This is a genomic window from Kocuria sp. U4B, assembly GCF_054875615.1.
In genome coordinates this window covers 1,564,441-1,590,642 of record NZ_CM142180.1, presented here as the reverse complement: position 1 = coordinate 1,590,642, position 26,202 = coordinate 1,564,441, and the positions used below count along the sequence as shown (strand labels likewise).

Below are 26,202 nucleotides of genomic sequence, written 5' to 3'. Positions count from 1 at the left end.
CGGGAGGAGGCGGGGGGAGTGCCGTCCCCCCGAACGATCGATCCATTATGGAGCAGGGCCCGCGCCCGGGGAAATCCGCGCCGGGGCGGTCTCAGGCGAGCACGAGCACCACCCAGAGCCCGAGCGCGCCCAGGACCAGCACGGCCGCCGCGGTGGCCAGCACCGCGCCGACCTCCGGGGTGGGCTCGTCCCGGGTGATCCCGCGGGCGCTGCGCGCGTAGCGCCGGCGCTGCGTCAGGCAGACGGCCGCGGCCGTGAGCACGGCCAGCAGGAGCAGGACCAGCACGAACGGCCCGTGCCGCGGGACCCAGCGCAGGAACAGCGCCGCCACCACCACGAAGGTCAGCATCGTCCGGCCCCACGCCATGGTGGTGCGCTCGGGCTGCAGTCCGGGGTCCCGGTGCGGCGGCCCGGTCCGTCCCGGGCGGGGGTGCGGCACCTCAGTCCTGCAGGACGACGACGACGAGCACCCCGGCGGCGACCGCCCCGCCCACCGCCAGCAGCGGCGCGATGAGGGGCAGCGGCAGCGGGGCCCGGTGGCGCATGCTGCGCTCCACCCCGATCCAGCGCAGCGCGGCCCCGGCGCTGACCAGCATGCTCAGCGCCAGCAGCACCACGGCCAGGAACGTGCGCACCGGCTCGTCGAAGACGTCCGCCGTGAACGCCTCCACGGCGATGCCGCCCGCCAGGAACGCCAGGGCGGTGCGGATCCAGGCGAGGAAGGTGCGCTCGTTGGCCAGGGTGAACCGCGGGTCCGGCTCCTGCCCGCCGCCGAGCACCCGCTGCGCGAGCCGCCCCCGTCGCGGGGTCCCCGACTTCTCCTCCATGCCCTGCCCATCGCTCGCGCGGCGGTGCCGGCGCGCCGCCGGCCGTGTCCGCGTCCATCCTGGCACGCCCGCGCGGGTCCGTTCCGCCGTTCCGTTCCGTTCCGCCGTTCCGCTCCGCTCCGCTGCACCGCGCACGGCGCGTCCGCGGTGCAGCGCCCAGCCCTGACCCGGCCTGGGACCACCTCCACCCCCCACCGAGGAGACCCCGATGAGAGAGGACCGCCGAACGCCCCGGCCCGAGACCCGGGCGCTCGCGGACGGGTCCGTCGACACCGCCTTCAGGAGCAGAGCACCCGCACGGAGCACCCGCACGGGACAGCTGCACGGGGCGGCTCCACGGAGCGCCCGCACCCCGGATACAGTGGGGGTCCCGGCCCGGCGCATGGGCCGGGACCCCCAGCCGCGTCCCGCCGAGGAGGCCCCGTGAAGATCGCCGTCGGACAGTTCGCGCCCACCGCGCACACCGCCGAGAACCTCCAGACGATGCGACGGCTGGCCGGGGAGGCCGCGGCCTCCGGCGCGGAGCTGGTCGTCTTCCCCGAGGAGGCCATGCTCTCCGAGCACCTGGTCGAGGAGGGCTTCGAGCAGTTGGTCATGGACGGCTGGTCCGGCTTCGTCCAGCAGCTGTCCTTCCTGGCCGCCGAGACGGGCGTGGCCGTGATCGCCGGCGGCTACGAGAGCTCCGCCGACGGGCGCCCCTACAACACCCTGGTGACCGTGGACGCGCGGGGGGCGATCCTCGGCACCTACCGCAAGCTCCACCTCTACGACGCCTTCAGCAACCGGGAGTCCGACCGGATCCGGCCCGGGGACAGGGGCATCACGGTCGTGCGGATCGGGGAGCTGTCCGTCGGCATGATCACCTGCTACGACCTGCGCTTCCCGGAGATCTGCCGGGCCGTCGTGGACGCCGGCGCCGAGCTGCTCGCGGTGCCCGCCGCCTGGTTCGCGGGGGAGCACAAGGTGGACCACTGGCAGGCGCTGCTCAAGGCCCGCGCCATCGAGAACACCGTCTGGGTCGCCGCGGCGGACACCTGTGCGGCGCACACGATCGGGCGCTCGGCGGTCCTGGACCCCCTGGGCGTGGTGGTGGCCGAGGCCGGTGAGGACGAGACGGTGCTCACCACCGAGGCCACGCGGGAGCGGATCGACGAGGTCCGCGAGGTCGTGCCCGTGCTCGCCAACCGCCGCTTCGCGCCCAATTCCACGATCCGCGACGCGGCCGGCACGTCCGGCGACTGAGGCGGGGCCCGGCCCGGGGACACCCGGGCGGGGCCCCGCACGGTCTCTCACCAGATGCTGACGCGCTCGACCTCCGGCAGCCACAGCGCGTCCGAGTCCACGACCCCGAAGGCCTCGTAGAAGGCGGGGATGTTGCGCACCACCTGGTTGGCCCGGAACTCGTTGGGGGAGTGCGGGTCGGTGGCGATGCGGTGGCGCAGCGCCTCGTCGCGGGACTTCTGCTGCCACACGTACGCCCAGGACAGGAACAGCCGCTGCTCGGGGGTGTAGCCGTCGACCAGCTCGCCGGCGCCGAAGGCGGAGGCCGCCTCCCGGGACATCCGCCAGGCCTTGTGGGCGATGGACAGCCCGCCCAGGTCGCCGATGTTCTCGCCCAGGGTCAGCTCGCCGTTGACGGTCGTGCCCTCGTCCTCGAGCTGCTCCGGGACCAACCGGTCGTACTGGCGCACGAGCTCCGCGGTGCGCTCCTCGAACGCGAGCCGGTCGGCGTCGGTCCACCAGTTGCGCAGCCGGCCGTCGCCGTCGCACGTGGAGCCCTTGTCGTCGAAGCCGTGGCCGATCTCGTGGCCGATCACGGAGCCGATGGCGCCGTAGTTCACGGCGTCGTCGGCCTCCTCGTTGAAGAACGGGGGCTGGAGGATCGCGGCGGGGAAGACGATCTCGTTGCGCAGCGGGTGGTAGTACGCGTTGACGGTCTGCGGGGTCATCAGCCACTCGTGCTTCTCTACCGGCCGGCCGGCCTTGCGGACCAGCTCCGCCAGCCGGAACGCCGTGGTGCGCACCCGGTTGCCCACGAGGTCGTCGGGGCGGATCTCCAGGGACGAGTAGTCCTTCCACTGCTCGGGGTAGCCGATCTTCGGGGTGAACTGGGAGAGCTTCTTCAGCGCCTCCTGGCGGGTCTCCTCCGTCATCCAGTCCAGCTCGGTGATCGACACGCGGTAGGCCTCGAGCAGGTTCGCCACGAGCTCGTCCATCCGCTCCTTCGCCGACGCCGGGAAGTGGGCCGCGACGTAGAGCTCGCCCACGGCCTCGCCCAGGACGCCGTTGACGAGCTCGACGCCGCGCTTCCAGCGGTCCTTCAGCCGGGGGGTCCCGGAGAGCACGGTGCCGTAGAACGCGAAGTCCGCCTCGACGAACTCCGCCGAGAGGTAGGAGGCGCGGGCGGAGACGAGGTGCCAGCGCGCCCAGGACCGCCACGCCGGCAGCAGCTCCTCGGTCAGGAGCTCCTCGACGCCCGTGAAGAAGCTCGGCTGGGCGTCGACGACGGTCGCGAGCGCCGAGACGGGCAGCTCCGCGCCCTCGGCCAGGAGCTCCCAGTCCAGGGTCCGCGTGGCGGCGGCGAGCTCCTCGAAGGACATCGGGTTGTACATCTTCGTGAGGTCGCGGACCGTGACCTTGTCCCAGTGGTGGGCGGCGATCCGCGTCTCCAGGTCCACGACGGCGCGCGCCTGCTCGTCGGCGTCGTCGACGCCGGCCAGGGAGAGCATCGTCCGCACGTGGGCGAGGTACTTCTCCCGGATGCCCGCGTGCTGGTCGGCCCGGTAGTACTCCTCGTCCGGCAGCCCGAGGCCGGACTGGCCCACGAAGGCCAGGTACCGTTCGGGGTCGCCCGGGTCCGAGTCGACGTCGACGTCGACGAGCCCGCCGACGCCCCGGCGGATCATCCGCCCCAGGTGGCGGACCAGCCCGGGGACGTCCGCCACGGCGTCGACCTCGGCGAGGTCCGGCGCGAGGGGGGCGGCGCCGAGCGCCTCGATCCGCTCCTCGTCCATGAAGGACGCGTAGAGGTCGGCGATCTTCGACTCGACGTCGCCCGGGTCCCCGGCGCGCGCGGTGGTGATGAGCTCGCGCACCGCGGCCTCCGCCTGGTCCCGCAGCTCGATGAACGCGCCCACCGAGGGCTTGTCGTCGGGGATCTCGGTCCGGCGCAGCCAGGACCCGTTGACGTGGCGGTAGAGGTCGTCCTGGGGGCGCACGGAGCGGTCGAAACCGGCGAGGTCGAACACCGAGGCAGTCACCGAAGTTGTCATGCGGACCACATTAACCGGGGGAGGCCCGCGCCCGCGGGAGTGTTCCCCGACCGCTTAACCGCGCTCGGTCAGTCCCGCCGGCCGGTGAACCGCGGCCGGCGCTTCTGCTGGAACGCCGCGAAGCCCTCCGCGTAGTCGGCGCTGCGGCACAGCTCGCCCTGCACCCGGTTCTCGTGCTCCACCGACTCCCACAGGCCGATCCGCTCGTCGCGGATCTGCGCGACGAGCTCGCGCGAGGCCAGGAACGCCCCGGTGGCGCCCTCCGCCACGGCGGCGGCCCGGGCCCGGGTGAACTCCAGCAGCTCCTCCGCGGGCACGGCGCGGCTGAACAGCCCGGAGCGCACGGCCTCCTCGCCGCTCATCAGCTCGGCGGTGTAGATCAGGTCGAGGGTGCGGTGGGCGCCGAGCCGCTCCGTGAACAGGGCGTGCCCGCCCGAGTCCAGCGTCGCGCCGAGGTTGGCGAACGGGGAGCCGATCCTCGCGGTCGCCGCCACGTAGACGACGTCCGTGGCGATCGCCAGGCCCAGGCCCACTCCCAGGCAGGCGCCCTGGACGGCCGCGAACGTCGGGGCGGGGAAGCGGCTCATCGTGCGCAGCAGCGGGGTGACCTTCCCGGCGAGGTACCCGTAGGCGTCGTCGGTCGCGGGGTCCACCCCCGAGATGTCGCGCCCCGCGCAGAACCCGCGGCCCTCCCCGCGCAGCACGAGGGCCCGCACGCCGGCGCGCTCCGCCTCGGCGTAGGCCTCGCCGAGCTCCCCGAGGGCGGTCTCGTCGAGGGCGTTCATCCTCTGCGGTGCGTCGAGCACCACCTCGGCCACGGCGCCGTCGATGGTCAGGTCGATCACGGGTGCTCCTCCTGGGGCGGGTCTGGGCGTGGGGTCTCGCGGGCCGGGACGGCGGGAGCCCGGCACCTGCGCGGTGCCGGGCTCCCGGGCGGCTCAGGCATCGAAGTCGACGACGAGCTCCTGGGAGGTCGGCCGGGTCTGGCACGTGAGCACGTAGCCGTTGGCGACCTCGTCCTTCTCCAGGGCGTAGTTCTCCTCCATCTCGAACTCACCGGAGACGACCTTGGCGCGGCAGGTGCCGCACACGCCGCCGGCGCACGCGAACGGGACGTCGGGGCGGACCCGCAGCGCGGCGTTGAGGACGGTCTCGCGGGCGCTCACCGGCGACTCGATCGAGCTGGAGAGCCCGTCGAGGGTGAAGGTGATCTCGTGGTTCTCGCCGGAGGGGTCGACCGGCACCGCGCGGCCCTGCTGGCCCTGCGGGGTCTCCGGCCGGCCGGTGGTGAACAGCTCGAAGCGGATCCGCTCCTCGGGCACCCCGCGCTCGGCGAGGGCGTCCCGGCACATCTGGACCAGCTCGAACGGCCCGCACAGGAACCACTCGTCGGTCCGCTCCACCTGGACGACCTCGTCCAGGATGTCGTCGAGCTTGTCGGCGTCGATGCGCCCGGACATCAGCGGGCTGATCCGCTGCTCGCGGGACAGCACGTGGTGGACGGCCAGGCGGGCCGGGTACTTGTCCTTGAGGTCCCCGAGCTCCTCGGCGAACATCACGTCCGTCGCGGAGCGGTTGGCGTAGACCAGGTCGAACGTGGAGGACTCCGACGCCCGCAGCACGGCCTTGGCGATCGCCATGATCGGGGTGATGCCGGAGCCCGCGGCGAAGGCCACGAGGTGCACCGAGGCGTTGCGGGCGACCTCCTCCGCGGCGAGCCGCTCGGGGTCGTTCATGGACGTGAGCCCGAGCCTGGAGGTGAACGCCCCCTGGGGGTTCATGACGTCGAGCCGATCGCCGGCCGCGAGGGACTCGTTGGCCCACGTGGAGAACAGGCCGCCGATGTCCTTCTTGATCGCCACCCGCAGCTCGCCCGGGCGCGGCTCCGCGCAGATCGAGTAGGAGCGGCGGACCTCGTGCCCGTCGATGACGGCGCGCAGCGCCACGTACTGCCCGGGCAGGTAGTCGTAGTCCTCGACGAGCTCCGAGGGCACGGCGAAGGCGACCTCGACCGAGTCCGCCGTGAGCCGGCGGACCTGTGTGACCTCCAGCGAGGTGAACGTGGCCCGGCGCCGGGCCGGGGCGGTGGTGGTGTCGGTCATCAGTGCACCTTGAAGTAGTCGAAGGGTTCGAGGCACTCGTTGCACACGTGGAGCGCCTTGCAGGCCGTGGACCCGAAGCGGGTCAGCTCCCGGGTGTCGAGGGAGTGGCAGCGCGGGCACTTGACCGTGAGGCCGAGCCGGACGGGTCCGGCGGCCGTCCTGCCGGTGGGCGGGGCGATGCCGTACTCGTCGAGCTTGCGGCGGCCCGCGTCGCTCATCCAGTCGGTCGTCCAGGCGGGCTGCAGCACCAGGTCCACCCGCACGTCGTCCCAGCCGTGCGCGTTGAGCGCCCGCGTGACGTCGGCAGTGATGGTCCCCATCGCCGGGCACCCCGAGTAGGTCGGCGTGATGACCACGACGGCCCGCTCGCCCTCGGCGCGGGCGTCCCGCAGGATGCCGAGGTCGGCGATGGACAGCACGGGCACCTCGGGGTCGTTCACGGTGGCGGCGACGTCCCAGATGCGGGCGGCGGCGGGGTCGTCCGGCCGCAGCTCCCGGCCCGTGATCCGCTCGCCGCCGGTCGTCGTCGGCCCCGTCACCAGGTGGCCCCCGGGTGCTGGCGCGCCAGCACCTGCATCTCGGCGAGGATGTGGCCGCGCTGCTCGCTGAACCGCCCGGAGCGGTCCCCGCCCCAGGCGCCGGCGACGGCGGGGACGTCGAGGCCGGCCTCCCGGAGGATCGCCGCGATCCGCTCGTCGAAGCCGGCGCGCAGGGTCGAGGGGCGCACGGCCACGTCGCCGAGGGACTCGACGAGCTCGTCGTCGTGGAACAGCTCGTCCACGTAGGGCCACATGGTGGCCAGCCCCTCCTGGATCCGGCGCCGGGACTCCTCGGTGCCCAGGCCCAGGCGCAGCGTCCACTGGCTCGCGTGGTCCTGGTGGTACTGGACCTCCTTGAGGGCCTTGGCGGCGACGGCCGCGAGCGTCGCGTCGGTGGAGCGCACCAGGCGGCGGTAGAGCTCGTGCTGGTAGTAGGAGAAGATCAGCTGCCGGGCGATGGTCTGCCCGAAGTCGCCGTTCTCCTGCTCCACGAGGCGGCAGGAGCGGAACTCCTCCTCGTCGCGGAAGTAGGCGAGGTCGTCCTCGCTCCTCCCCCACGCGGTGCCCGCGTAGGTGAGGAGGAAGCGGGCGTGGCCGAGCAGGTCCAGCGCGATGTTGGCCAGCGCGACGTCCTCCTCGAGCTCCGGGGCCCGGGCGATCCACCAGCCCAGCCGCTGGGCGAGCACCAGGGCGTCGTCGCCCAGGTAGAGGGCGTAGCGGGCGACGTCCTCGGGGGCCTTCGCGCCGCTCGCCCCGATGTCCTCCGCGGTGATGGCGCTGCCCGCGCTGATCCGGGTCGCGGAGTCGTGGGATGCGAAGCTCACAGGTGCTTCACCCCTTCGCTCTTGGTGTAGTAGGTGGCGTGCCGGTAGCTCTTGCCCTGCGCGGACTCGAAGTACCCGCCCTTGGAGTCGGGGTCCGAGGCCGTGATCGCGTCGGAGGGGACGACCCACACGGAGGTGCCCTCGTTGCGGCGGGTGTAGAGGTCGCGGGCGTTGCGCACGGCCATGGTCGCGTCCGGGGCGTGCAGGGACCCGGCGTGGACATGGGAGAGCCCGCGCGAGGACCGCACGAACACCTCCCACAGGGGCCACTCGTCCGTCGGGCCGATCGGGGTCACGGTGTTCTCGCTCATGGGCCTCAGGCTCCGATCAGGGCGGCGGAGGCGCGCTCCGCGGCGGTCTTGCGGGCGTAGGCGGCGGCGGCCTCGCGCACCCAGGTGCCGTCCTCGTGGGCCTGGCGGCGGCGCTGCATGCGCTGCACGCTGCACGGGCCCTTGCCGGAGATCACGGCCTTGAACTCGTCCCAGTCCAGCGGCCCGTAGTCGTAGTGGCCGCGCTCCTCGTTCCACTTCAGGTCCGGGTCCGGCAGGGTCAGGCCCAGCGCCTCGGCCTGGGGGACGATCATGTCCACGAAGCGCTGGCGCAGCTCGTCGTTGGAGAAGCGCTTGATGTTCCACGCCATCGACTGCTTCGAGTTGGGCGAGTCGTCGTCGGGCGGGCCGAACATCTGCAGGGCCGGGCCGTAGAAGCGGTCCACGGCGTCCTGGGCCATCTGCTTCTGCGCGGGGGTGCCGTGGGAGAGCTCGTAGAGGATCTCCCAGCCCTGCCGCTGGTGGAAGGACTCCTCCTTGCAGATGCGCACCATGGCCCGGCCGTAGGGGCCGTAGGAGGCGCGGCACAGGGGCACCTGGTTGGCGATCGCGGCGCCGTCCACGAGCCAGCCGATGGCGCCCATGTCGGCCCAGGTGCGGGCGGGGTAGTTGAAGATCGAGGAGTACTTCGCCCGGCCGTCCAGCAGCTGCTGGGTGAGCTCCGAGCGGGGGGTGCCCAGGGTCTCGGCGGCGGAGTACAGGTAGAGCCCGTGGCCGGCCTCGTCCTGCACCTTGGCCATGAGGATGGCCTTGCGCTTGAGGGAGGGGGCGCGGCTGATCCAGTTGCCCTCGGGCTGCATGCCGATGATCTCGGAGTGCGCGTGCTGCGAGATCTGCCGCACGAGCGTCCGGCGGTAGGCCTCGGGCATCCAGTCGCGCGGCTCGATCCGGGAGTCCTGCGCGATGATGCGGTCGAAGTGCTCCTGCCCCGCGCGCTCCTGCTCGGCCTGCTCGGCCGCGTCCGCGGCGGGCACCGCGTGGAGCCCGGTGTTCTGCGACGTCATGGTGTCCCTCTTCCGAACGTGATGGCGCCGCGGAGGGGGTGGCCGCCCCGCGACTAACTGACCGTTCGTTCAGAATATAAGCACCGCCGGGCCCCGTCAACACGTCCGGCAGGCCCGATCGTCACCTCCGGGCGGGTTGACACGGGCGGCGTTGTGGGATTGTCTACTGAACATTCGGTCGTGAAATGTGAGGAGGGCGACATGCCGCAGGACCATCCCATCCTCGCCGGGGACCACGCGTCCCGGTGGATGGGCATCGAGGTGGAGCGGGCGGAGTTCGGCCACGCACGGATCCGCATGACCCTGCGGGAGGAGATGCTCAACGGGTTCGGCATCGCCCACGGCGGGATGATCTTCGCGTTCGCCGACACGTGCTTCGCCCTCGCGTGCAACGACCCGGCCGGGGATGGCGCGACCATCACGGTGGCCTCCGGCGGCGACATCAACTTCCTCTCCTCGGCCCGTTCCGGGCAGGTCCTCACGGCGGTCGGGACGGTGCGGGCCCAGGCCGGCCGCAGCGGCGTCTACGACGTGCAGGTGCTGGCCGACGGGGTGCCCGTCGCCGAATTCCGCGGCCGCAGCCGCACCGTGCCGAACCCCGCCCGCAAGCCCGTGCTCCAGTCCGCCCAGCAGCCCGTCCAGCAGCCCGAGGAAGCCTGACATGACCGTGACCTCCGTGCCGAACCCCTACGCTCCCTCGCCTCCCGCCGCCGACCGGTCGCAGCCCGACCCCGAGGAGACGATGAGCCGGGACCGGATCGAGTCCCTGCAGTTCGAGCGGCTGCGGTGGACGCTGCACCACGCCTACGAGAACGTCCCCGCCTACCGGGAGCTCTTCGACGGCCACGGGGTGCACCCCGGCGACCTCAAGGAGCTCGAGGACCTGCGGCTCTTCCCGTACACGGACAAGGAGTTCCTGCGCAGGGCCTACCCCTTCAGGTCCCTCGCCGTGCCCATGAGCGACGTCCGCCGGATCCACGCCTCCTCGGGCACCACCGGCCAGCCCACCGTGGTCGCCTACACCGAGAACGACCTGCAGACCTGGGCCGCTCTCGTGGCCCGCTGTCTCCGGCTCTCCGGGGTGCGTCCCGGGGACAGGGTGCACAACGCCTACGGCTACGGGCTGTTCACCGGCGGGCTCGGCGCGCACTACGGCGCCGAGCGGCTCGGCTGCGCGGTCATCCCGATGTCCGGCGGGCAGACGGAGAAGCAGGTCCAGATGATCCGGGACTTCGAGCCCCAGGCCATCCTGTCCACGCCCACCTACCTGCTGACCATCGCCGACGGCTTCCGCCGGCTGGGCCTGGACCCGCGCGAGAGCTCCCTGCGCACGGCGGTGCTCGGCGCGGAGCCGTGGACCGAGCAGATGCGCCGCGAGATCGAGAGCGTCTTCGGGGTCGACGCGTGCGACATCTACGGCCTCTCGGAGGTCATGGGCCCCGGCGTGGCCGGCGAGTCCGCCGCGTCCAAGGACGGCTCCCACATCTGGGAGGACCACTTCCGCCCCGAGATCGTCGACCCCTTCACGGACGAGGTCCTCGAGACGGGCCGGCCCGGCGAGCTCGTGTTCACGGCGCTGACCAAGGAGGCGCTGCCGATCATCCGCTACCGCACCCACGACCTCACCCGCCTGCTCCCGGGCACGGACCGGCCCGGGCACCGGCGGATGGGCCGGATCACGGGCCGCTCGGACGACATGATCATCCTGCGCGGGGTGAACCTCTTCCCGTCCCAGATCGAGGAGCTCGCCCTGGAGATCCCCGAGCTGAGCCCCCACTTCACCCTCGAGATCACCCGCCCGAACCGGATGGACGAGATGACCGTCAACATCGAGCGGCGCGAGGAGGTCACCGTCGAGGCGGCCGAGGCCGGGGGCCGCAGGCTGCTGCACGCCATCAAGACGAAGATCGGCTCCTCCGCCGCCGTCCGGATCGCCGAGCCGGGCACGCTCGCCCGCTCCTCGGGCAAGCTCCGCCGCGTCTACGACCTCCGGGACAAGTCGTGATCCCCGGGGCCTGAGCCGGCCCGCCGCAGCCCCCGGGACCGCCCGGGGACGTGCTGCGTTGTAAGATCGCTGTTCCCGTGTCCGCCCCGAGATCGAGGTCCCCATGTCCCACGCTCCGGCGCCCGCCGCCGCGGCCACCGAGACGCCGCGCCGCGGCCGGCCCGGCTACGACCGCGAGACGCTGCTCAGCGTGTGCGTGGAGGTGTTCAACGTCCACGGCTACGACGCGACGTCGATGGGCACCCTCTCCAAGCACCTGGGGATCTCCAAGTCGGCCATCTACCACCACGTGGAGTCGAAGGAGCAGATCCTCGAGCAGGCGCTCGCCCGTGCCCTGGACGCCCTCGAGGAGGTCATCGCGTCCGGGGAGGAGATGTCCGCGCCGGCGGTCGAGCGCCTCGAGCACGTGATCCGGGGGACCGTGCGCGTGCTGGTCGAGCAGATGCCCTACGTGACCCTGCTGCTGCGGCTGCGGGGCAACTCGGAGGTCGAGACGCGGGCGCTCGAGCGGCGCCGCACCATCACCCGGCAGGTCGCGGCGCTGATCGAGCAGGCCCAGCAGGAGGGCGCCCTGCGCGCCGACCTCACCGGCCGCTCCGCGTCGCGCCTGCTGCTGGGCATGATCAACTCGATCGTGGACTGGTACAAGCCCGAAGGGGGCAGGTCCACGGACGCGCTGGCCGACGCCGTGGTCACCCTCGCGTTCTCGGGCCTGCGCGCCCCCTGACCCGCTGCCGCCGAGCCCCCGCGGGCTGGTGCGGACTGTCCGCCGAGCCCCCAGAATGCCCGCGATCCCCCACGCCGTGGCGTGGGGGATCGCGTTGCTTTCGGGGGCTCGGCGCGAGGGCCGGAGGGGTCAGGCGGCGGGCCAGGTCTTCGCGACCAGGGTCAGCACGTCGTAGGTCGCCACGATCTCGTCGTGCTGGTTGTGCAGGATCGCGTCCCAGCGGACCTCGCCGTACTCGTCGGTGACGCGCGGGGTGATCTGCTTGGCGGTCAGGGTCACCCGCACGGCGTCGTCGTAGGTCACCGGGGTGAGGAACCGCAGGTTCTCCAGCCCGTAGTTGGCGAGCACGGGCCCCGGTGCCGGCTCCACGAACAGTCCGGCGGCCCAGGACACGAGCAGGTAGCCGTGGGCGACCCGGCGCGGGAAGAACGGGTTGGCGGTGGCGGCCTCCTCGTCCGTGTGGGCGTAGAACCTGTCGCCGGTCCGCTCGGCGAAGTCGGTGATGTCCTCCAGGGTCACGGTGCGCAGCTCGGAGGCGAACTGGTCGCCGATCCGCAGGCTTTCCAGCGACTTGCGGAACGGGTGCTCACCCGTGCCCCTCTCCACGTCCTCCCGGGTCACGGTGTTCGCCGCGGCGCCCCGGTGCCACACTCCCGTGACGGCCGTGAGGATGTCGGGCGAGCCCTGGATCGCCGTGCGCTGCATGTAGTGCTTGACGCCCCGCACCCCGCCCAGCTCCTCCCCGCCGCCGGCGCGCCCGGGGCCGCCGTGCACCAGGTGCGGCACGGGCGAGCCGTGGCCGGTGGTCGTCTTCGCGTCCTGGCGGTTGAGGAAGTGCACGCGGCCGTGGTGGGAGCCGATGCCGGCGGCGAAGCGGGCGGCGGTCGGTCCGTCGTTCGTGCACACGGTGGCCACCAGCGACCCGCCGCCCAGTGCCGCCAGCCGCACGGCGTCGTCGACGTCGGTGTAGCCGATCACCGAGGTCACGGGCCCGAAGGCCTCGACGAAGTGCACCTCGGGGGTCTCGGGGTCGTCGAAGGACAGGACGGTCACGGGGAAGAAGGCCCCGGTCTCGGCGTCGACCCCGTCCACGGGGGCGTCGGGGCCGCCGAGGCGGACCGTGCCGCCCGCGGCGACGAGGCGCTCGACGGCCCTGCGGACCTCGCGCTGCTGCTCCTTGGAGGCGAGCGCGCCCATGGTGACGCCCTCGGTGCGGGGGTCGCCGACCACCACCCGCTGCTGCACGCGCTCGGCGACCGCGGCCACCACGTCCTCCACGCGCTCCTGCGGCACGATCACGCGGCGGATCGCGGTGCACTTCTGCCCGGCCTTGGCCGTGATCTCGACGAACACGGACTTCACGAACGCCTCGAACTCCGGGGTCTCCGGGGTCGCGTCGGGAGCCAGGATCGCGGCGTTGAGGGAGTCCGTCTCGGCGGTGAAGCGGACCCCGCCGTTGACGACGTTGTCGTGCTCGCGCAACGACCGGGCGGTGCCGGCGGAGCCGGTGAACGCCACGTGGTCGCGGTAGTCGAGGTGGTCCACGAGGTCCCGCGCCGAGCCGGAGACCAGCTGCAGGGAGCCCTCGGGCAGGATGCCGGACGCGACCATCAGCCGCACGCAGGCCTCGGTCACGTAGCCGGTGGGCGTCGCGGGCTTCACGATGGTCGGCATGCCGGCGAGGAAGGCCGGGCTGAACTTCTCGAGGAAGCCCCACACCGGGAAGTTGAACGCGTTGATCTGCACGGCGACGCCGGGCATCCGGGAGTAGATGTGCTCGCCCAGGAACGAGCCGTCCCGCGAGAGCGGCTCCACGGCCCCGTCCACGATGACGTTGGCGTTGGGCAGCTCGCGCCGGCCCTTCGAGGAGAACGTGAAGAGGGTGCCGATGCCGCCGTCGACGTCCACGAAGTGGTCCCGGAGGGTGGCCCCGGTCGAGTAGGAGATGTCGTAGAGCTCCTGCTTGCGCTCCGTGAGGTACTGGGCGAGCTCCTTGAGCTTGAGCGCGCGCTCGTGGAGGGTGAGCTCCCCGAGGGAGCGCTGGCCCGCGGTCCGCCCGTACTCGACGGCGGAGGCGATGTCGATGCCGTCGGTCGACACGCGCGCCACGACCTCGCCGGTCGAGGCGTCGGTGACGTCCACGACCTTCTGCGGGTGCTCCGGCGTCCACCACTGCCCGCAGAGGTAGCTGGGGAGGATGGTCTGGGTCTGTGCTGCCACGGTGCGTGGTCCTTTCCCTCGGGTGCGCACGGGCGGGGCGAGGCCCCTCCCGGCATCCTGACCGATCGTTCGGTATTATGACCACGATAACGTACGTCACACCCAGGGGCCACCGTCCGGGGGAGCTTTCCGGGCCGGTCCCGGACCGCCGGGTGGACCCGGCCCCGGCCGAGCCCACCGAGGAGAGCCATGACCCGGAACGGACCCCACGAGCCCTGGCGCATCGTGCTGGGGGAGCTGGACGAGAAGATGGGCGTGACCGTCCTGGAGGAGTCGGCGCAGCGCGTGGTCGCCACGATGCCCGTGGAGGGCAACCGGCAGTCGCTGGGCCTGCTGCACGGCGGCGCGATGGTCGCCCTCGGCGAGGCGGTGGGCTCCTGGGCGGCCGTCATCCACGCGTCCACGATGGGCAAGGTCGCCGTGGGCGTGGACGTCAACGCGACCCACCACCGCTCCTCGCGCTCGGGCACCGTGACCGCGACGGCCACCGCCCTTCAGCTGGGCCGCTCGCTCACCTGCCACGAGGTGGTCATCGAGCACGAGGACGGCTCCCGGCTGTGCACCGTGCGGATCACGAACTTCCTCAAGGACCGGCCGGCCGGCTGAGCCCCCCGAGCCGGTCCGTCCCCCCGAGCCGGCGGCGCAGCGCCGCGAGCTCCTCGCCGGTGAGGCCGGCGTCCCGCAGGTACGCCTCGGCGTCGAGCTTGGCGCTGAGCTCCTCGAGGGCCGCCCTGCGCCCGGCCAGCAGCGCGGCCAGCTCCTCCTCCGGGTGGTGGCGCTCGACCGGGTGCGGCACGGGCGAGACGCGGTGCCACTCGTTGATCCCGCGGGCGGCGGCCTCGTCCTCCGCGACAATCCGGGCCGTGCCCGCGCCGGCGAGCCGCAGCAGGAGCAGCGCGAGCACCCCGGTCCGGTCCCGTCCCGCCGAGCAGTGGACCACCACCGCCCCGTCGGCGGTGGCGACCGCGCGCACGGCCTGCGCGATCGGCCCGGGGAACAGCCGCAGGTAGTCGGGGTAGCCCCGCGGGTGGTTGAGGTACGGCGTGCCCACGAGGGCGAACTCCGGGTGGGCCGGGTCCTCCGTGGGGCGGTGCAGCACGGTGATGCCCGCCCGCGCCGCGGGCTCGTCCACGGGGTCGGTGGGCCGGCGGTGGCGCTCGCCGGCGTTGCGCAGGTCCACCACCGTGCGCACGCCGTCCGCCGCGGCGGCGCGCCAGCCCGCGGGCGTCAGCCGCTCGGCGCGCCCCATCCGGTAGACGTCCCCGGCCAGGCGCCGGGCGTTGATCGCCCCGTCCCAGCCCACCGCGGTCCCAGGCGTCGAGTCCATGCCCCCACCGTACGGCCTCCCGGGGACGACGCCGGGACGCCGCTACCGGTCGTAGTTGAAGAAGCCCTTGCCGGTCTTGCGGCCCAGTTCGCCCCGGGCGACCATGTCCCGCATGAGCTGCGGGGGTGCGAAGCGCTCCCCGAGCGTGGACTCCAGGTACTCGGCGATGCCCAGGCGCACGTCCAGGCCCACGATGTCCGTCAGCGCGAGCGGGCCCACCGGGAACCGGTAGCCGAGCACCATGGCGTTGTCGATGTCCTCCGGGGAGGCCACGCCCTCCTCGACCATGCGGATGGCCTCCAGGGCGATCGCCACGCCCAGCCGCGACGAGGCGAAGCCGGGGGCGTCGTGGACCACCACCGGGGTCTTGCCCAGCCCCTTCACCCACTGCACGGACAGCGCCCGCAGCTCCTCGCCGGTGTGCTCCGAGAGCACGACCTCCACGAGCGTCGAGGCCGGCACCGGGTTGAAGAAGTGCAGACCGCAGAACCGCTCCGGGCGGGCCAGCTGCTCGGCCAGACCGTCCACCGACAGCGACGACGTGTTGGTGGCCAGCCACGCGGTCTCCGCGAGGTGGCGCTCGACCTCCTGCAGGGCGGAGACCTTCAGGTCCCACACCTCCGGCACGGCCTCGACGACGAGCTCGGCCGGTGCGAGGTCGGCGTGGTCCAGGCCGACCGTGAGGCGCTCGGTCAGCTCCTCGAAGGCGGCCTCCACGGTGCCGCGCTCCAGGGACTTCGCCAGGTTCCGCTCGATCCGCTCCCGCGCGGCCTCCGCGGCCTGCCCGTCGCGCTCCACGACCGTGACCTGCGCCCCGGCGATCAGGAAGGCGTGGGCGATGCCCGCGCCCATGCGGCCTCCGCCCAGGACGCCGACGGCGGCGGGGACGGCCAGTGCGTGCTTCTCGCTCATGTGCTCCTACTTCGTCTGCTTCGTCTGCTTCGTCTGCTTCGTCTGCTGCGTCTGCTGCGTCGGGCTCTGCCTGGCCGTGCTCCTGCGGGCCTCCCTGCGGTCCAGGAACGCCTGCATCCGGTCGAACTTGGCCGGGGACTCGAAGAGCACGGCCTGGGCCAGCTCGTCGATGTGCGGGTGGGCGCTCGGCGGCGCGGCGAAGACCCGCTTGGAGATCCGCACGGCCAGCGGGTCCTGGGCGGCGATCCGGTCGGCCAGCGCGTGCGCGGCGGGCACGAGCTCGGCCGGCTCGTGCAGCTCGGTGACCAGGTGCAGGGCCAGGGCCTCGTCCGCGTCGAGGATCCGGCCCGCCAGCAGGATGTCCAGGGCGACCGGCTCGCCGACGAGCTCCTTGAGCCGCCACAGCCCGCCCGCGGCGGCGATGATGCCCAGGCCGGTCTCGGGCTGGCCGAGCTTCAGGTGCGGGGTGGCGATGCGGAAGTCGGCCGCGTAGGCCAGCTCCGCGCCCCCGCCCAGGGCGTAGCCGTCGATCGCGGCGATCACGGGCATGGGCAGCTTGTGGATCCGGTCGAAGACCTGCGAGTTGATCCCGGCCAGCGCGTCGTCGCGGCGCCGCTCGCGCAGCTGGGCGATGTCCGCGCCGGAGGCGAAGATCCCCCGGCCGCCGGCCTCGGTGCCGGAGAGGATGAGGATCTTGGGCGTGCGCTCCAGGTGGGCGCAGACCGTGTGCAGCTCGCCCACCATGGTCGCGTCGATCGCGTTGCGCACGGCCGGGCGGTCCAGGACCACGTGCAGCCGGTCCTCCCGCTCCTCGAGGCGCAGCGCCGTGAAGTCGCCGGTGAGGGCCGTCATCAGATCTTCTCCAGGAGCAGCGCGGTGCCCTGGCCGACGCCCACGCACATCGTGGCCAGGCCGCGTCCGGCGCCCTCGCGCTCCATCCGGCCCAGCAGGGTGATGGTGATCCGCGCCCCGGAGGAGCCCAGGGCGTGGCCGAGGGCGATGGCCCCGCCGTCGTTGTTGACGGTCCCCGGGTCGAGCCCGAGGCGGCGGATGCAGGCCAGGGACTGGGTCGCGAAGGCCTCGTTGAGCTCGACGGCCCCGAGGTCGTCGATGCTCCACCCGGTGCGCTCGAGCACCTTGTGGGTGGCCGGGACCGGGCCGATGCCCATGATGTGCGGGGGCACACCGGCCGAGGCGCCGTCGACGATCCGCGCCCGGGCGGCCAGGCCGTACTTCTCCACGGCCCGCTCGGAGGCGACCAGGAGCGCCGAGGCGCCGTCGTTGAGGGAGGAGGAGTTGCCGGCGGTGACGATCCCGTCGGTCCTCACCACCGGGCGGAGCCTGGCGAGCACCTCCGCGGTCGTGCCCGGGCGGGGGCCCTCGTCGGTGTCGACGACCGTCTCCGCGCCCTTGCGGCCCCGGACGGTCACGGGCACGATCTCGCCGGCGAAGCGGCCCGCGTCGATCGCGGCGATGGCGCGCTCGTGGGAGGCGACCGCGAACGCGTCGGCGTCCTCCCGCGTGATGCCGTCGACGGCGGCGAGCTCCTCGGCGGTCTCGGGCATCGAGTAGGTCAGCTTGTCGATCTGCGTGAACTTCGGATTGGTGAACCGCCAGCCGATCGAGGTGTCGAAGACCTCCCCGGGCTTCGCGTACGCCGTGGCCGGCTTCTCCATCACCCACGGGGCGCGGGACATCGACTCGACGCCGCCGGCGACGACGAGGTCGGCGGCCCCGGCCTTGACCATGTGGGAGGCGGTGATGATCGCCGACAGGCTCGAGGCGCACAGGCGGTTGACCGTGATCCCGGGGACCGTGTCGGGGAACCCGGCCAGCAGCCACGCCATGCGCGCCACGTTGCGGTTCTCCTCGCCGGCGCCGTTGGCGTTGCCCAGGATCACCTCGTCGACGTCGTGGGGGTCGATCCCGGCGTCGGTCACCGCGTGCTTGACCACCAGGGCGGCCAGGTCGTCCGGGCGCACGCCCGCCAGGGCGCCGCCGTACCTGCCCACCGGGGTGCGGGCACCACCGACGAGGAACGCCTGAGGAGTAGAGGACATGGGTGAGCTCCTGTCGCGACGGGATGGGCGGGCGCGGACGACGGCGCCCAACAATTACCGACCGTTCGTTCATCAAACAATCCCACGCCGCCGCCCGCCGGGTCAACAGGCGCCCGCCGCCGCGGCCGGGCGGCGCCCCGTCCCGTGAGATCCTGGCGTCCTGATCGCAGTCGATCCGGCGCCCGCCGCCGGGACACCCGGAGGTGCGCATGTCGTTCCAGGAGACCATGGAGATCGTCGGAGAGGCCGTCGACGCCGCAGGGGTCGTCGCCATCGTGGTCGGGGCGGTGGTGGCGACCCTGCTCGCCGCCTACGCCCTGCTGCGCCGGGACCGCCCCGGCCACGACACCTACGAGACGTACCGCCGCCGGCTGGGCCACTCCATCCTGCTCGGCCTGGAGCTGCTCGTGGCCGCGGACATCATCCGCACGGTCGCCGTCACGCCCACCTTCGAGTCAGTGGGGGTGCTGGCGCTGATCGTGCTCATCCGGACGTTCCTCAGCTGGTCGCTCGAGCTGGAGATCACCGGCCGGTGGCCGTGGCAGAAGGCGGCGGAGGCGGCCGAGCCGGCAGCGGGGCCGGGCGTCGCCCCCGCCGTCCGGGACGGCTCCGCCTGATCCGCCGCCCGCACAGCACCCCTTCCCGACGCAGGAGGTCGTGATGCCACGGTCCGTCGCGCAGAAGATGGGTGTCCGGGAGGGCTCACGGGCCTTCCTCGGGCACCTCCCCGCCCCGGCGCCGGCGGCGCTGGAGCTCCCGCCCCTCGACGTCTCCCCGGAGCTCGTGGGCGAGTTCGACTACCTGCACCTGTTCGCGACGGCGCGGACCGAGCTCGACGAGCTGTTCCCGGCGTGCGCGTCGCACCTGGCGCCCCGCGGCATGCTCTGGGTCTCCTGGCCCAAGGGCGGTCGGCTGGGCACGGATCTGGCGCTCCCGGAGGTCATCCGCATCGGCTACAGCCACGGGCTCGTGGAGAGCACCACCGTGAGCGTGGACGCCATCTGGTCGGCCCTGAAGTTCACCCGTCCCCGGCCCGGCAGGACCTACCGCAACAGCTACGGGTGCCTGCCGCATCCGTGACGCACTGGACCGGCCCTCCGGCGGCGGGCCGCGGAGCCACGGCGGACCGGGTCACAGCCTCCTGCCGGCGGTGAGGGAGGCCGTCATGAACTCGGCGACGACCTTCTGGGAGATGGCCACGTCCAGGACGAACACGCCCTCGTCGTGGGTCGCCAGCCAGTCCTCCAGGACGGTGAGGTCGGCCAGGGCGGTGGCCTTGGCCCCGGCCGCGCCCAGCGCCCGGCCGATCGCGGCGAAGTCGACCTCGTCGATGAGCATGGCGGTGGGGTCCAGGCCCTGGGAGGCGTACTGGTGCAGCTCGGCGCCGTAGGCGGAGTCGTTGAGCACCACCACCACCCCGCGGGCGGTGGCGCGCAGGAACGTCTCGAAGTCCGCCAGCCCCATGAGCCCGCCCCCGTCCCCGGTGACGAACACGGTGGTGCGCTCCGGGCGGGCCACGGAGACCCCGGCCGCGGAGCCGAAGCCCAGGCCGATGGACTGGAAGGCGGTGCCCACCAGGACCATGGCCTGCGGGTCGGGGGCGGAGAGGTACATCGGGGCCCAGCCGATGAAGTGGCCCCCGTCCATCACCACCGACCGCTCGGCGGGCAGGATGTGCTCCAGGGCCGCGACCACGGCCCTCGGGTTGAGCCGGCCGTCCGCGCCGAACTCGGCAGGGTCCTCGATCGGGGCCGCCGAGCGGAACTCGGCCCCGGCGACCTCGGGGGCGGCCGCCCGCCAGGTGCGGGCCTCCTCCACCACGGGGACCCGTCCGGTGAGGGCTTCCAGGAAGGGGGCCAGGTCCGCCCGCACGTAGTCGGTGACGGCCGGGTGGGCCATCGCCTCGGCGGGTTCGTTGTCGAGGCGGATCACGCGGGTGCCCTCGGCGAAGAGGGTGCCGTAGCGGGACTGGAAGGCGTTGAGGCTCGCCCCGGCCACCAGCACCACGTCGGCGGTCCGGGCCAGGGCCAGGCGGTGGTCGCGGGTGAAGCCCCCGGCCACGCCCAGGTCCCAGGGGCTGTCGAAGAGGTTGGTGGCCATCACCGAGGTCATGAACAGCGCCCCGAGCCGGTCCCCGAGCTCCTTGAGCGCGGCGGCGGCGTCGGCCAGCAGCACCCCGCGCCCGCCCAGGATCAGCGGCCGCTCGGCCTGCCGGAGAAGGCCGGCCACCCGGTCCAGCTCCTCGGGCGGGGCGGTGAAGGTGGGCTTGGCCGGCAGCGGCTCCAGTTCCACCGGTGCGGTGAGCGCGGCGGTGGCGTGGTCGTAGGGGATCGCCAGGACCACCGGCTGCACCGTGCGCACGGCCAGGTCGAAGGCGCGGTGGGTCATCGCCGCGGCGTTGTCCGGGCTCGCCACCAGGGTGGTGACCCCGACGGCGGCGGCGGCGGCGGTCTGGTCGACGTCGAAGGGGCGCCGGCCCGTGGTGGGGGCGTCGCCCACGACGAGCACCAGGGGGATGCGGGCGAGACGGGCCTCGGCCAGGGCGGTGCAGGTGTTGGTGAACCCGGCCCCGTAGGTGGTCGTGGCCGCCCCGACGCGCCCGGTGGCCCGGTGGTAGGCGTCGGCCATGGCCACGGTGGCGGCCTCGTGCCGGGCCGAGGTGAAGCCGAACCCGGCGGAGGTGAGGAAGCTGATCAGGTGCGCGTTGCCGTTGCCCATCAGCCCGAACAGGTGGTCGGTGCGCGCGGCGATCACCTCCGCCACCGCCGTCGAGACGGTCGGGGCGGTGGTCGGGGTGACGGTGGGAGCGGCGGGAACGCTCGTGGTGGGGAGCTGGGTGCTCAAGGCGGTGGTCCTTCCGACGGGATCGGGCCGGTGGTGCGTCCGGAGGGCCGGTGCCGTGCGGTCCGGCCGTGTCCTGATCGTGTCGGAGCGCTGCGCACCTGCGCCAGATGTGCTCCGGAGAATGCGACAGGTGCTCAGTGAGGAACTCGTCAGAGCGCAGAATGCCCAGGGGGCCTGTCTCCGGCGGGGGACAGGGGCGGTCCGCTGCTCGCGGGGCGGCACCGGCGGCCGGGGTCCGGGACGGCGTGCCACAATGCCCGGTATGCACCGGATCGACTCCCTGGACGCCCGCATCATCCTCGCCCTGGACCGCGATCCCTCGGCCACCGTCCTGGCCCTGGCGCAGACGCTCGGCGTCGCGCGCAACACCGTGCACGCCCGTCTGCGCCGTCTCGCGGACGGGGAGGTCCTGCGGCCCTTCAGCCGCCGGGTGGACCCCCGCGCCCTGGGCTACGACCTGGCCGCCTTCGTGGAGCTGTCCATCCGCCAGGGAGCGGGCGACGAGGCGCTGGACGGGCTGCGGTCCATCCCGGAGATCATCGAGATCCACGCCACCACCGGCAACGCGGACCTGCTGGTCCGGGTCGTGGCGCAGGACACGGCCGACCTCCACCGCGTCACGAGCCGGATGCTGGAGATCCCCGGCGTGCTGCGGACGAACACCTCGATCTCCCTGCTCGAGGTGATGCCGCTGCGGCTGACGGAGCTGCTGCGGCGCGCCGCCGGGGACGCGTAGCTCCCGGCGTCCCGGGGCTCAGACGGCGCGGCCGGGGCTGAGGATGCCGGCGGGGTCGAAGAAGGCCTTCAGCTCGCGCTGCAGCGCCAGGGTGTCCGGATCGAACTGCCGGGCGAGCATCCCCGTCTTCAGCGAGCCGATGCCATGCTCCCCGGAGATCACCCCGTCCAGCTCCAGGGCGGCTTCCGTGATGAGGGTGAGCACGCGCTCCGCCGCGGCGACCTCCTCCGGGGAGTTCCCGGGGGCCAGCACGGCGGGGTGCAGGTTGCCGTCCCCGGCGTGGGCGCAGGTGTTGACCTGGACGCCGGTGCGGGCCGCGATCTCGTTGATCCGCCCGAACATCTCCGCCAGCCGGCCCGGCGGGACGGCCACGTCGCAGGACAGGGCCAGGCCCGCGGCGTTGAGCGCCGGGTTCACCATGCGCCGGGTGCGCAGCAGCTCGTCGTCGTCGCCCGCCTCGGTCACCAGGGCGCCGGCACCGCGGCAGGCGGCCAGCACGGTCTCGGCCTCCCGCCGGGCGTCGGGGCCCACGGTCTGGCCCACGAGCAGGGCCTCGCCCGTGGTCACCGCGGCGGAGGGGAAGTGCCGCCGGACGAGGTCGATGCAGTTACGGTCCATCAGCTCCAGGATCTCGGGGGTGGTCGGGGAGGCCATGACCGCCGCCACCGCGGCCCCGGCGTCGCCCATGGAGCGGAACTGCGCCTGGAAGGTGACCGGGTCCCCGGCCGCCCGGGGCTCGAGGCGGACGATGACCTTGGTGATCACCCCGAGGGTGCCCTCGGAGCCGATGAACAGGCCGGTGAGGTCGTAGCCGGTGCTGTTCTTGCGGGTCCGTGAGCCGGTGCGGACGATCCGGCCGTCCGCCAGGACCACCTCCAGCCCGGCGACGGCGTCCCGGGTGACGCCGTGGGCCAGGCACCGCAGCCCTCCGGCGTTGGTGGCCACGGTGCCGCCGATGGTGGCGCTCTGGTAGCTCACCGGGTCCGGGGCGTACATCAGCCCGTGCTCGGCCGCCGCCCGGTCCAGCCGCTCGACGACGACCCCCGGCTCCACCTCGGCCGTCCGGTTTGCCGGGTCGACCTCGAGGAGCCGGTCCATGGCGCGCAGGGAGAGGACCAGGCCCCCGGCGTAGGCCAGCGCCCCGCCGCTGACGCCCGTGCCGGCCCCGCGGACGGACACGGGCACCCGGTGGGCGGTGGCCCAGCGCAGGGCGGCCTGCACGTCCGCGGCCGATCGGGCCCGGACCACGGCGACCGGGGCCCCGGCGGGCTCCGCCCGGGAGGCGTCGCGGCTGTGCTCCTCGAGCACCGCGGGCGCCACGCTCAGCGCGTCACCGAGCGCGCCCCTGAGGTCGTCGAGGGCTGCCGGGTTTAGGGGCGGGGTCCGGGTGGTCTCCATCGGGGTGTCGTGGTCGTGCTCGCGCATGGGGTCTTTCCGTTCCTCCGGGCCGTGGGTGCGCACGGCGCAGCCGTCGGCCGGCACCCGCGCGGGGTGGCGGCCGACGGCTGCGCCGGCAGGGTCGGCGCTCAGTTGCGCTTCTCGGCGGCCCCGGTGGCCCCGGCGGCCCCGGCGGCCCCGGCGGCCCCGGCGGCCTCGGCGGCCCCGGTGGCCTCGGCGGCCCCGGCGGCCTCGGTGGCTTCGGGGTGGGCGGCGTGGTCCTGGTGCCCGTCGGCCACGTGCAGGTCGGTGCCCTGGAGGGAGGTCGGGACCAGGGACACGGCGATGAAGGACACCAGGGCCAGGGCGGAGATGTAGGCGCCGATGGTCCAGGACATCCCGGTCTCGTTGAGCAGCAGCTGGGCGATCATCGGGGCGAAGGCCCCGCCGATGATGGAGCCGAACGCGTAGCCGATCGAGACCCCGGAATAGCGCACCCGGGCCGGGAACATCTCCGCGTACAGCGCCGACTGCGGGCCGTAGGACGGGCCCAGCCCGATGGTGAGGACCACGATGGCGGCGGCGAACAGCGGCAGCGAGGCGGTGTCGAGCAGCCACCACATCGGGATCGCCCACACGATGATGATCGCGTAGCCGATCTGGAAGGTGCGCACCCGCCCGACGGTGTCGGACATCGCCCCGCCGAGCATCGTGAAGACCAGCCACCCGAGGCCGCCGATGAGGGAGGCGATCAGGGTCGCGGAGCGGTCCATGCCCAGGGCCTTGGCGCCGTAGGAGGCGAAGAAGGCGATGACCAGGTAGCCGGCGGCGTTGTTCGCGGCGAAGATCAGCGCCGCGAGGGTGACCTCCTTCTTGTGGTGCCGGACCAGCTGGCCCAGCGGCGCGGAGGACTCCTTCTTGCGCAGCTGCATCTGCTGGAACACCGGGGACTCGTCGACGGTCTTGCGGATGAGGTAGCCGACCACGATGAGCACCACCGAGGACAGGAACGGGATGCGCCAGCCCCAGGCCTCGAACTGCTCCGGGCTCAGCGCGGAGGTCAGGGCGAACATGAACCCGGTGGCCAGGAGCATGCCCAGGGGCACCCCGATCTGCGGGTAGGCGCCGAACAGCCCGCGCTTGTGGCGGGGGGCGTGCTCGACGGCCATCAGGGCCGCCCCGCCCCACTCCCCGCCGGCGGAGAAGCCCTGCATGATCCGCAGCACGACGAGCAGGACCGGGGCCCAGACCCCGATCGTGGCGTAGGTCGGCAGCAGCCCGATCAGCATCGTCGCCGCGCCCATGCCCACGAGGGTGAGGACCAGGACCATCTTGCGGCCGAACTTGTCGCCGAGGTGACCGGCCACCACCGCCCCGAGGGGCGGAAGAGGAAGCTGATGCCCAGCGAGGCCCAGGCCACCACCTGGGCCAGCCCGGCGTTGTCCTGCCCGAGGGGATTGAAGAACTGGGCGGCCAGGACGAACCCCGCCGCCTGGGCGTAGATGAAGAAGTCGTACCACTCGATGGTGGTGCCCACGAGCGTGCCCGCGAGGACCTTGCGCTCCTCGCGGGTCATCTCGTGCCGCCGGGCCGGGGCGGAGGAAGAATGGGCCATGGGAAACTCCAGTGGGGTCGGGGACGGCGGCGTCCTCGGGAACCGAGCAGCTGATAACCGAACGTTCGGTATGCACGGTGATCCTACGGGTCGAAGTGATCCCTGTCACCCCGGCGCCATGTGGCCGAACGAGATGCCGGCAGTGTGACGTGGCCCGCCTCCCGCCGGAGGGGCCCCGGCGCCGACGCGTGCGGCCCCGGTCCTTCCGCGGAGGGACCGGGGCCGCACGGGCGGGGGTGACGGCTCAGCCGAAGAGCCGCTCCGAGGCCAGGCGCGCGCCCTCGGCGAGGGAGCCGAGCTTGGCCCAGGCGATCTGCGGGTGCAGGCGCCCGCCGAGGCCGCAGTCGGTGGAGGCCACGACGTTCTCCCGGCCCACGACGGAGGCGAACTGCTCGATCCGGTCGGCCACCAGCTCGGGGTGCTCCACCACGTTCGTCGAGTGGGAGACCACCCCGGGGATGATCACGCGCCCCTCGGGCAGCGCGTGGTCCCGCCAGACCTTCCACTCGTGGGCGTGGCGGGCGGAGGCGCCCTCGAAGGTGTAGCCGCCGGCGTTGATGCTCAGCATCTGGTCCACGATGTACTTCAGCTCGAGGTCCGTGGTGTGCGGGCCGTGCCACGAGCCCCAGCACAGGTGGAAGCGCACCTGCTCCTCGGGGATCCCGCGCAGCGCGTGGTTGAGGGCCTCGACGCGCAGCTGCGTGAACCGCAGGTAGTCCTCGACCGTGGGCTCGGGGTTGACCTGGTCCCAGGACTCGGCGATGGAGGGGTCGTCGATCTGCACGATCAGCCCGGCCTGCGTGATCGCCAGGTACTCCTCGCGCATCGCGTCGGCGCACGCGTAGACGAGCTCCTCGTCGGTCGGGTAGTACTCGTTGGTCACGCGGGCGGCGGAGCCGGGGGAGAGGGCGGCGATGAACCCGGTCTGCGCGCCGGTCGCCTCCATGGCGGCCCGGAGGCTGCGGATGTCCGAGGCCACGGCCTCGTGGCCGGTGTAGCTGAGCGGCCCGGTGATCTTGGGCTGCTTGGTCGAGGCCCGGCCGGTGAGGATGCCCGACGCCGGGTCCTCGTAGGCCTCCCGGAAGCGCTCACGGTCCCGGCGGTCCGGGAAGCTCGTGAGCACCACGTTGCCGGGCGAGGAGCGGCGCCGCGCGGTGGACGCCCACCGGTCCTCGTCCGTGGGGGTGAGCCCGCCCAGGCGGGAGAACGAGTAGTTCCACCAGGCGCCGTAGTCCACGGCGCTGGACATGGTGTGCCCGTACTCGCCGTCGTTGACCACGTCGACGCCGATCTCGCGCTGCTTGCGCACGACGTCGACGACGCCGGTCTCCAGCTCGGCCACGAGCTGCTCCCACGCGAGGGTGCCGTCGGCGTAGTGCTGGTTGGCCTCGAGCAGCCGCGGGGTGCGGGGCAGTGAGCCCACGTGCGTGGTCCGGACGCGGTCGGTGTTCTGCATGGTCAAGGACGGTCCTCCTGGGGTGG

General features: G+C 73.2%; 25 protein-coding genes and 1 pseudogene. 8 read left to right on the top strand and 18 right to left on the bottom strand.

From position 1 onward, the window contains the following. Positions 1 to 91 precede the first annotated feature (91 nt). The gene (locus tag ACYSMR_RS07550) at positions 92 to 439 is read right to left on the bottom strand and encodes a DUF202 domain-containing protein (RefSeq protein WP_461747832.1); all 348 of its coding nucleotides are present in this window, start codon (positions 437 to 439) and stop codon (positions 92 to 94) included. Between the two features lies 1 nt (position 440). Next, a complete protein-coding gene (locus ACYSMR_RS07545; RefSeq protein WP_251331836.1) occupies positions 441 to 827 on the bottom strand; it encodes a YidH family protein in 387 nt (128 codons plus the stop codon). A gap of 423 nt (positions 828 to 1,250) precedes the next feature. On the opposite strand from ACYSMR_RS07545, the gene ACYSMR_RS07540 reads away from it, so the two are divergent. Beyond that, positions 1,251 to 2,069, top strand: a complete 819-nt coding sequence (locus ACYSMR_RS07540) for a carbon-nitrogen hydrolase family protein (protein ID WP_461747831.1) — start codon at positions 1,251 to 1,253, stop codon at positions 2,067 to 2,069. Between the two features lie 47 nt (positions 2,070 to 2,116). Here the strand turns inward: ACYSMR_RS07540 and ACYSMR_RS07535 are convergent, their stop codons facing one another. From ACYSMR_RS07535 to paaA, 7 genes are all read right to left on the bottom strand, one after another. Next, positions 2,117 to 4,099, bottom strand: coding sequence for a M13 family metallopeptidase (locus ACYSMR_RS07535; protein WP_461747830.1), 1,983 nt, complete (start codon positions 4,097 to 4,099; stop codon positions 2,117 to 2,119). Between the two features lie 68 nt (positions 4,100 to 4,167). Next, the gene (locus ACYSMR_RS07530) at positions 4,168 to 4,944 is read right to left on the bottom strand and encodes an enoyl-CoA hydratase/isomerase family protein (protein ID WP_251331833.1); all 777 of its coding nucleotides are present in this window, start codon (positions 4,942 to 4,944) and stop codon (positions 4,168 to 4,170) included. 93 nt (positions 4,945 to 5,037) lie between these two features. Continuing rightward, the gene (paaE, locus tag ACYSMR_RS07525; RefSeq protein ID WP_461747829.1) at positions 5,038 to 6,201 is read right to left on the bottom strand and encodes a 1,2-phenylacetyl-CoA epoxidase subunit PaaE; all 1,164 of its coding nucleotides are present in this window, start codon (positions 6,199 to 6,201) and stop codon (positions 5,038 to 5,040) included. Then, a complete protein-coding gene (gene paaD, locus ACYSMR_RS07520; protein ID WP_461747828.1) occupies positions 6,201 to 6,740 on the bottom strand; it encodes a 1,2-phenylacetyl-CoA epoxidase subunit PaaD in 540 nt (179 codons plus the stop codon). The genes paaE and paaD overlap by 1 nt, the downstream gene beginning before the upstream one ends. Then, entirely contained in the window at positions 6,737 to 7,564 is an 828-nt protein-coding gene (gene paaC, locus ACYSMR_RS07515) for a 1,2-phenylacetyl-CoA epoxidase subunit PaaC (protein WP_461747827.1), read from the bottom strand. The genes paaD and paaC overlap by 4 nt, the downstream gene beginning before the upstream one ends. Next, a complete protein-coding gene (gene paaB / locus ACYSMR_RS07510; RefSeq protein WP_461747826.1) occupies positions 7,561 to 7,875 on the bottom strand; it encodes a 1,2-phenylacetyl-CoA epoxidase subunit PaaB in 315 nt (104 codons plus the stop codon). Before paaB ends, paaC begins: the two co-directional genes overlap by 4 nt. 5 nt (positions 7,876 to 7,880) lie before the next feature. Next, a complete protein-coding gene (gene paaA, locus ACYSMR_RS07505) occupies positions 7,881 to 8,897 on the bottom strand; it encodes a 1,2-phenylacetyl-CoA epoxidase subunit PaaA (protein ID WP_461747825.1) in 1,017 nt (338 codons plus the stop codon). Positions 8,898 to 9,098: 201 nt separating this feature from the next. Between paaA and ACYSMR_RS07500 the strand changes: the two genes are divergently transcribed. The 3 genes from ACYSMR_RS07500 (at position 9,099) to ACYSMR_RS07490 (ending at position 11,629) form a co-directional block, all read left to right on the top strand. Next, a complete protein-coding gene (locus ACYSMR_RS07500; protein WP_461747824.1) occupies positions 9,099 to 9,557 on the top strand; it encodes a hotdog fold thioesterase in 459 nt (152 codons plus the stop codon). A gap of 1 nt (position 9,558) precedes the next feature. Then, a complete protein-coding gene (locus ACYSMR_RS07495) occupies positions 9,559 to 10,902 on the top strand; it encodes a phenylacetate--CoA ligase family protein (RefSeq protein ID WP_461747823.1) in 1,344 nt (447 codons plus the stop codon). Between the two features lie 103 nt (positions 10,903 to 11,005). Further along, positions 11,006 to 11,629, top strand: coding sequence for a TetR/AcrR family transcriptional regulator (locus ACYSMR_RS07490; RefSeq protein ID WP_309126082.1), 624 nt, complete (start codon positions 11,006 to 11,008; stop codon positions 11,627 to 11,629). A gap of 129 nt (positions 11,630 to 11,758) precedes the next feature. Here ACYSMR_RS07490 and paaZ read toward each other — a convergent pair whose 3' ends face one another. Next, positions 11,759 to 13,849 (bottom strand): phenylacetic acid degradation bifunctional protein PaaZ, encoded by a 2,091-nt coding sequence (gene paaZ / locus ACYSMR_RS07485; protein WP_461747822.1) that lies wholly within the window; start codon positions 13,847 to 13,849, stop codon positions 11,759 to 11,761. A gap of 189 nt (positions 13,850 to 14,038) precedes the next feature. Between paaZ and ACYSMR_RS07480 the strand changes: the two genes are divergently transcribed. Continuing rightward, positions 14,039 to 14,455 carry a PaaI family thioesterase gene (locus tag ACYSMR_RS07480; protein ID WP_251331823.1) on the top strand — a complete coding sequence of 139 codons (417 nt, stop codon included), beginning with the start codon at positions 14,039 to 14,041 and terminating at the stop codon, positions 14,453 to 14,455. Here ACYSMR_RS07480 and ACYSMR_RS07475 read toward each other — a convergent pair. Genes ACYSMR_RS07475 through ACYSMR_RS07460 form a run of 4 tightly spaced genes read right to left on the bottom strand, consistent with a single transcriptional unit; the run spans position 14,433 to position 18,148 of the window. Continuing rightward, positions 14,433 to 15,176: a tyrosine-protein phosphatase gene (locus ACYSMR_RS07475; protein WP_461747821.1), complete on the bottom strand. Its 744-nt coding sequence runs from the start codon at positions 15,174 to 15,176 to the stop codon at positions 14,433 to 14,435. The genes ACYSMR_RS07480 and ACYSMR_RS07475 overlap by 23 nt on opposite strands. Before the next feature lie 42 nt (positions 15,177 to 15,218). After that, positions 15,219 to 16,088, bottom strand: a complete 870-nt coding sequence (locus ACYSMR_RS07470) for a 3-hydroxyacyl-CoA dehydrogenase family protein (RefSeq protein WP_461747820.1) — start codon at positions 16,086 to 16,088, stop codon at positions 15,219 to 15,221. A gap of 6 nt (positions 16,089 to 16,094) precedes the next feature. After that, the gene (locus ACYSMR_RS07465) at positions 16,095 to 16,940 is read right to left on the bottom strand and encodes an enoyl-CoA hydratase/isomerase family protein (protein WP_461747819.1); all 846 of its coding nucleotides are present in this window, start codon (positions 16,938 to 16,940) and stop codon (positions 16,095 to 16,097) included. Then, on the bottom strand, positions 16,940 to 18,148 hold the full coding sequence (locus ACYSMR_RS07460; RefSeq protein ID WP_309126459.1) for a thiolase family protein: 1,209 nt from the start codon (positions 18,146 to 18,148) through the stop codon (positions 16,940 to 16,942). The genes ACYSMR_RS07465 and ACYSMR_RS07460 overlap by 1 nt, the downstream gene beginning before the upstream one ends. Before the next feature lie 209 nt (positions 18,149 to 18,357). Between ACYSMR_RS07460 and ACYSMR_RS07455 the strand changes: the two genes are divergently transcribed. Both ACYSMR_RS07455 and ACYSMR_RS07450 read left to right on the top strand, forming a co-directional pair. Next, positions 18,358 to 18,765, top strand: a complete 408-nt coding sequence (locus ACYSMR_RS07455; RefSeq protein ID WP_461747818.1) for a DUF1622 domain-containing protein — start codon at positions 18,358 to 18,360, stop codon at positions 18,763 to 18,765. A 43-nt stretch (positions 18,766 to 18,808) separates the two neighbouring features. Further along, positions 18,809 to 19,228, top strand: coding sequence for a hypothetical protein (locus tag ACYSMR_RS07450; RefSeq protein ID WP_461747817.1), 420 nt, complete (start codon positions 18,809 to 18,811; stop codon positions 19,226 to 19,228). Positions 19,229 to 19,279: 51 nt separating this feature from the next. Here ACYSMR_RS07450 and ACYSMR_RS07445 read toward each other — a convergent pair whose 3' ends face one another. Next, complete coding sequence (locus tag ACYSMR_RS07445; protein ID WP_461747816.1) at positions 19,280 to 20,992, bottom strand: thiamine pyrophosphate-binding protein; 1,713 nt, start codon at positions 20,990 to 20,992, stop codon at positions 19,280 to 19,282. A 262-nt stretch (positions 20,993 to 21,254) separates the two neighbouring features. On the opposite strand from ACYSMR_RS07445, the gene ACYSMR_RS07440 reads away from it, so the two are divergent. Further along, complete coding sequence (locus tag ACYSMR_RS07440; RefSeq protein WP_374238449.1) at positions 21,255 to 21,728, top strand: Lrp/AsnC family transcriptional regulator; 474 nt, start codon at positions 21,255 to 21,257, stop codon at positions 21,726 to 21,728. An 18-nt stretch (positions 21,729 to 21,746) separates the two neighbouring features. Here the strand turns inward: ACYSMR_RS07440 and ACYSMR_RS07435 are convergent, their stop codons facing one another. From ACYSMR_RS07435 to ACYSMR_RS07425, 3 genes and pseudogenes are all read right to left on the bottom strand, one after another. Continuing rightward, positions 21,747 to 23,153, bottom strand: a complete 1,407-nt coding sequence (locus ACYSMR_RS07435; protein WP_461747815.1) for an FAD-binding oxidoreductase — start codon at positions 23,151 to 23,153, stop codon at positions 21,747 to 21,749. A 101-nt stretch (positions 23,154 to 23,254) separates the two neighbouring features. Beyond that, positions 23,255 to 24,720 (bottom strand): annotated as a pseudogene (locus ACYSMR_RS07430) (MFS transporter). A gap of 244 nt (positions 24,721 to 24,964) precedes the next feature. Further along, entirely contained in the window at positions 24,965 to 26,176 is a 1,212-nt protein-coding gene (locus tag ACYSMR_RS07425) for a cobalamin-independent methionine synthase II family protein (RefSeq protein ID WP_461748010.1), read from the bottom strand. Positions 26,177 to 26,202 lie beyond the last annotated feature (26 nt).

What these genes read in the sequence shown, in the direction of transcription:
- ACYSMR_RS07545 (WP_251331836.1), bottom strand. Translation starts at nt 827, where the DNA reads ATGGAGGAGAAGTCGGGGACCCCGCGACGGGGGCGGCTCGCGCAGCGG.
- ACYSMR_RS07535 (WP_461747830.1), bottom strand. Translation starts at nt 4,099, where the DNA reads ATGACAACTTCGGTGACTGCCTCGGTGTTCGACCTCGCCGGTTTCGAC.
- paaE (WP_461747829.1), bottom strand. Translation starts at nt 6,201, where the DNA reads ATGACCGACACCACCACCGCCCCGGCCCGGCGCCGGGCCACGTTCACC.
- paaB (WP_461747826.1), bottom strand. Translation starts at nt 7,875, where the DNA reads ATGAGCGAGAACACCGTGACCCCGATCGGCCCGACGGACGAGTGGCCC.
- paaA (WP_461747825.1), bottom strand. Translation starts at nt 8,897, where the DNA reads ATGACGTCGCAGAACACCGGGCTCCACGCGGTGCCCGCCGCGGACGCG.
- ACYSMR_RS07500 (WP_461747824.1), top strand. Translation starts at nt 9,099, where the DNA reads ATGCCGCAGGACCATCCCATCCTCGCCGGGGACCACGCGTCCCGGTGG.
- ACYSMR_RS07495 (WP_461747823.1), top strand. Translation starts at nt 9,559, where the DNA reads ATGACCGTGACCTCCGTGCCGAACCCCTACGCTCCCTCGCCTCCCGCC.
- ACYSMR_RS07490 (WP_309126082.1), top strand. Translation starts at nt 11,006, where the DNA reads ATGTCCCACGCTCCGGCGCCCGCCGCCGCGGCCACCGAGACGCCGCGC.
- ACYSMR_RS07480 (WP_251331823.1), top strand. Translation starts at nt 14,039, where the DNA reads ATGACCCGGAACGGACCCCACGAGCCCTGGCGCATCGTGCTGGGGGAG.
- ACYSMR_RS07475 (WP_461747821.1), bottom strand. Translation starts at nt 15,176, where the DNA reads ATGGACTCGACGCCTGGGACCGCGGTGGGCTGGGACGGGGCGATCAAC.
- ACYSMR_RS07470 (WP_461747820.1), bottom strand. Translation starts at nt 16,088, where the DNA reads ATGAGCGAGAAGCACGCACTGGCCGTCCCCGCCGCCGTCGGCGTCCTG.
- ACYSMR_RS07465 (WP_461747819.1), bottom strand. Translation starts at nt 16,940, where the DNA reads ATGACGGCCCTCACCGGCGACTTCACGGCGCTGCGCCTCGAGGAGCGG.
- ACYSMR_RS07460 (WP_309126459.1), bottom strand. Translation starts at nt 18,148, where the DNA reads ATGTCCTCTACTCCTCAGGCGTTCCTCGTCGGTGGTGCCCGCACCCCG.
- ACYSMR_RS07455 (WP_461747818.1), top strand. Translation starts at nt 18,358, where the DNA reads ATGTCGTTCCAGGAGACCATGGAGATCGTCGGAGAGGCCGTCGACGCC.
- ACYSMR_RS07450 (WP_461747817.1), top strand. Translation starts at nt 18,809, where the DNA reads ATGCCACGGTCCGTCGCGCAGAAGATGGGTGTCCGGGAGGGCTCACGG.
- ACYSMR_RS07440 (WP_374238449.1), top strand. Translation starts at nt 21,255, where the DNA reads ATGCACCGGATCGACTCCCTGGACGCCCGCATCATCCTCGCCCTGGAC.
- ACYSMR_RS07435 (WP_461747815.1), bottom strand. Translation starts at nt 23,153, where the DNA reads ATGCGCGAGCACGACCACGACACCCCGATGGAGACCACCCGGACCCCG.
- ACYSMR_RS07425 (WP_461748010.1), bottom strand. Translation starts at nt 26,176, where the DNA reads ATGCAGAACACCGACCGCGTCCGGACCACGCACGTGGGCTCACTGCCC.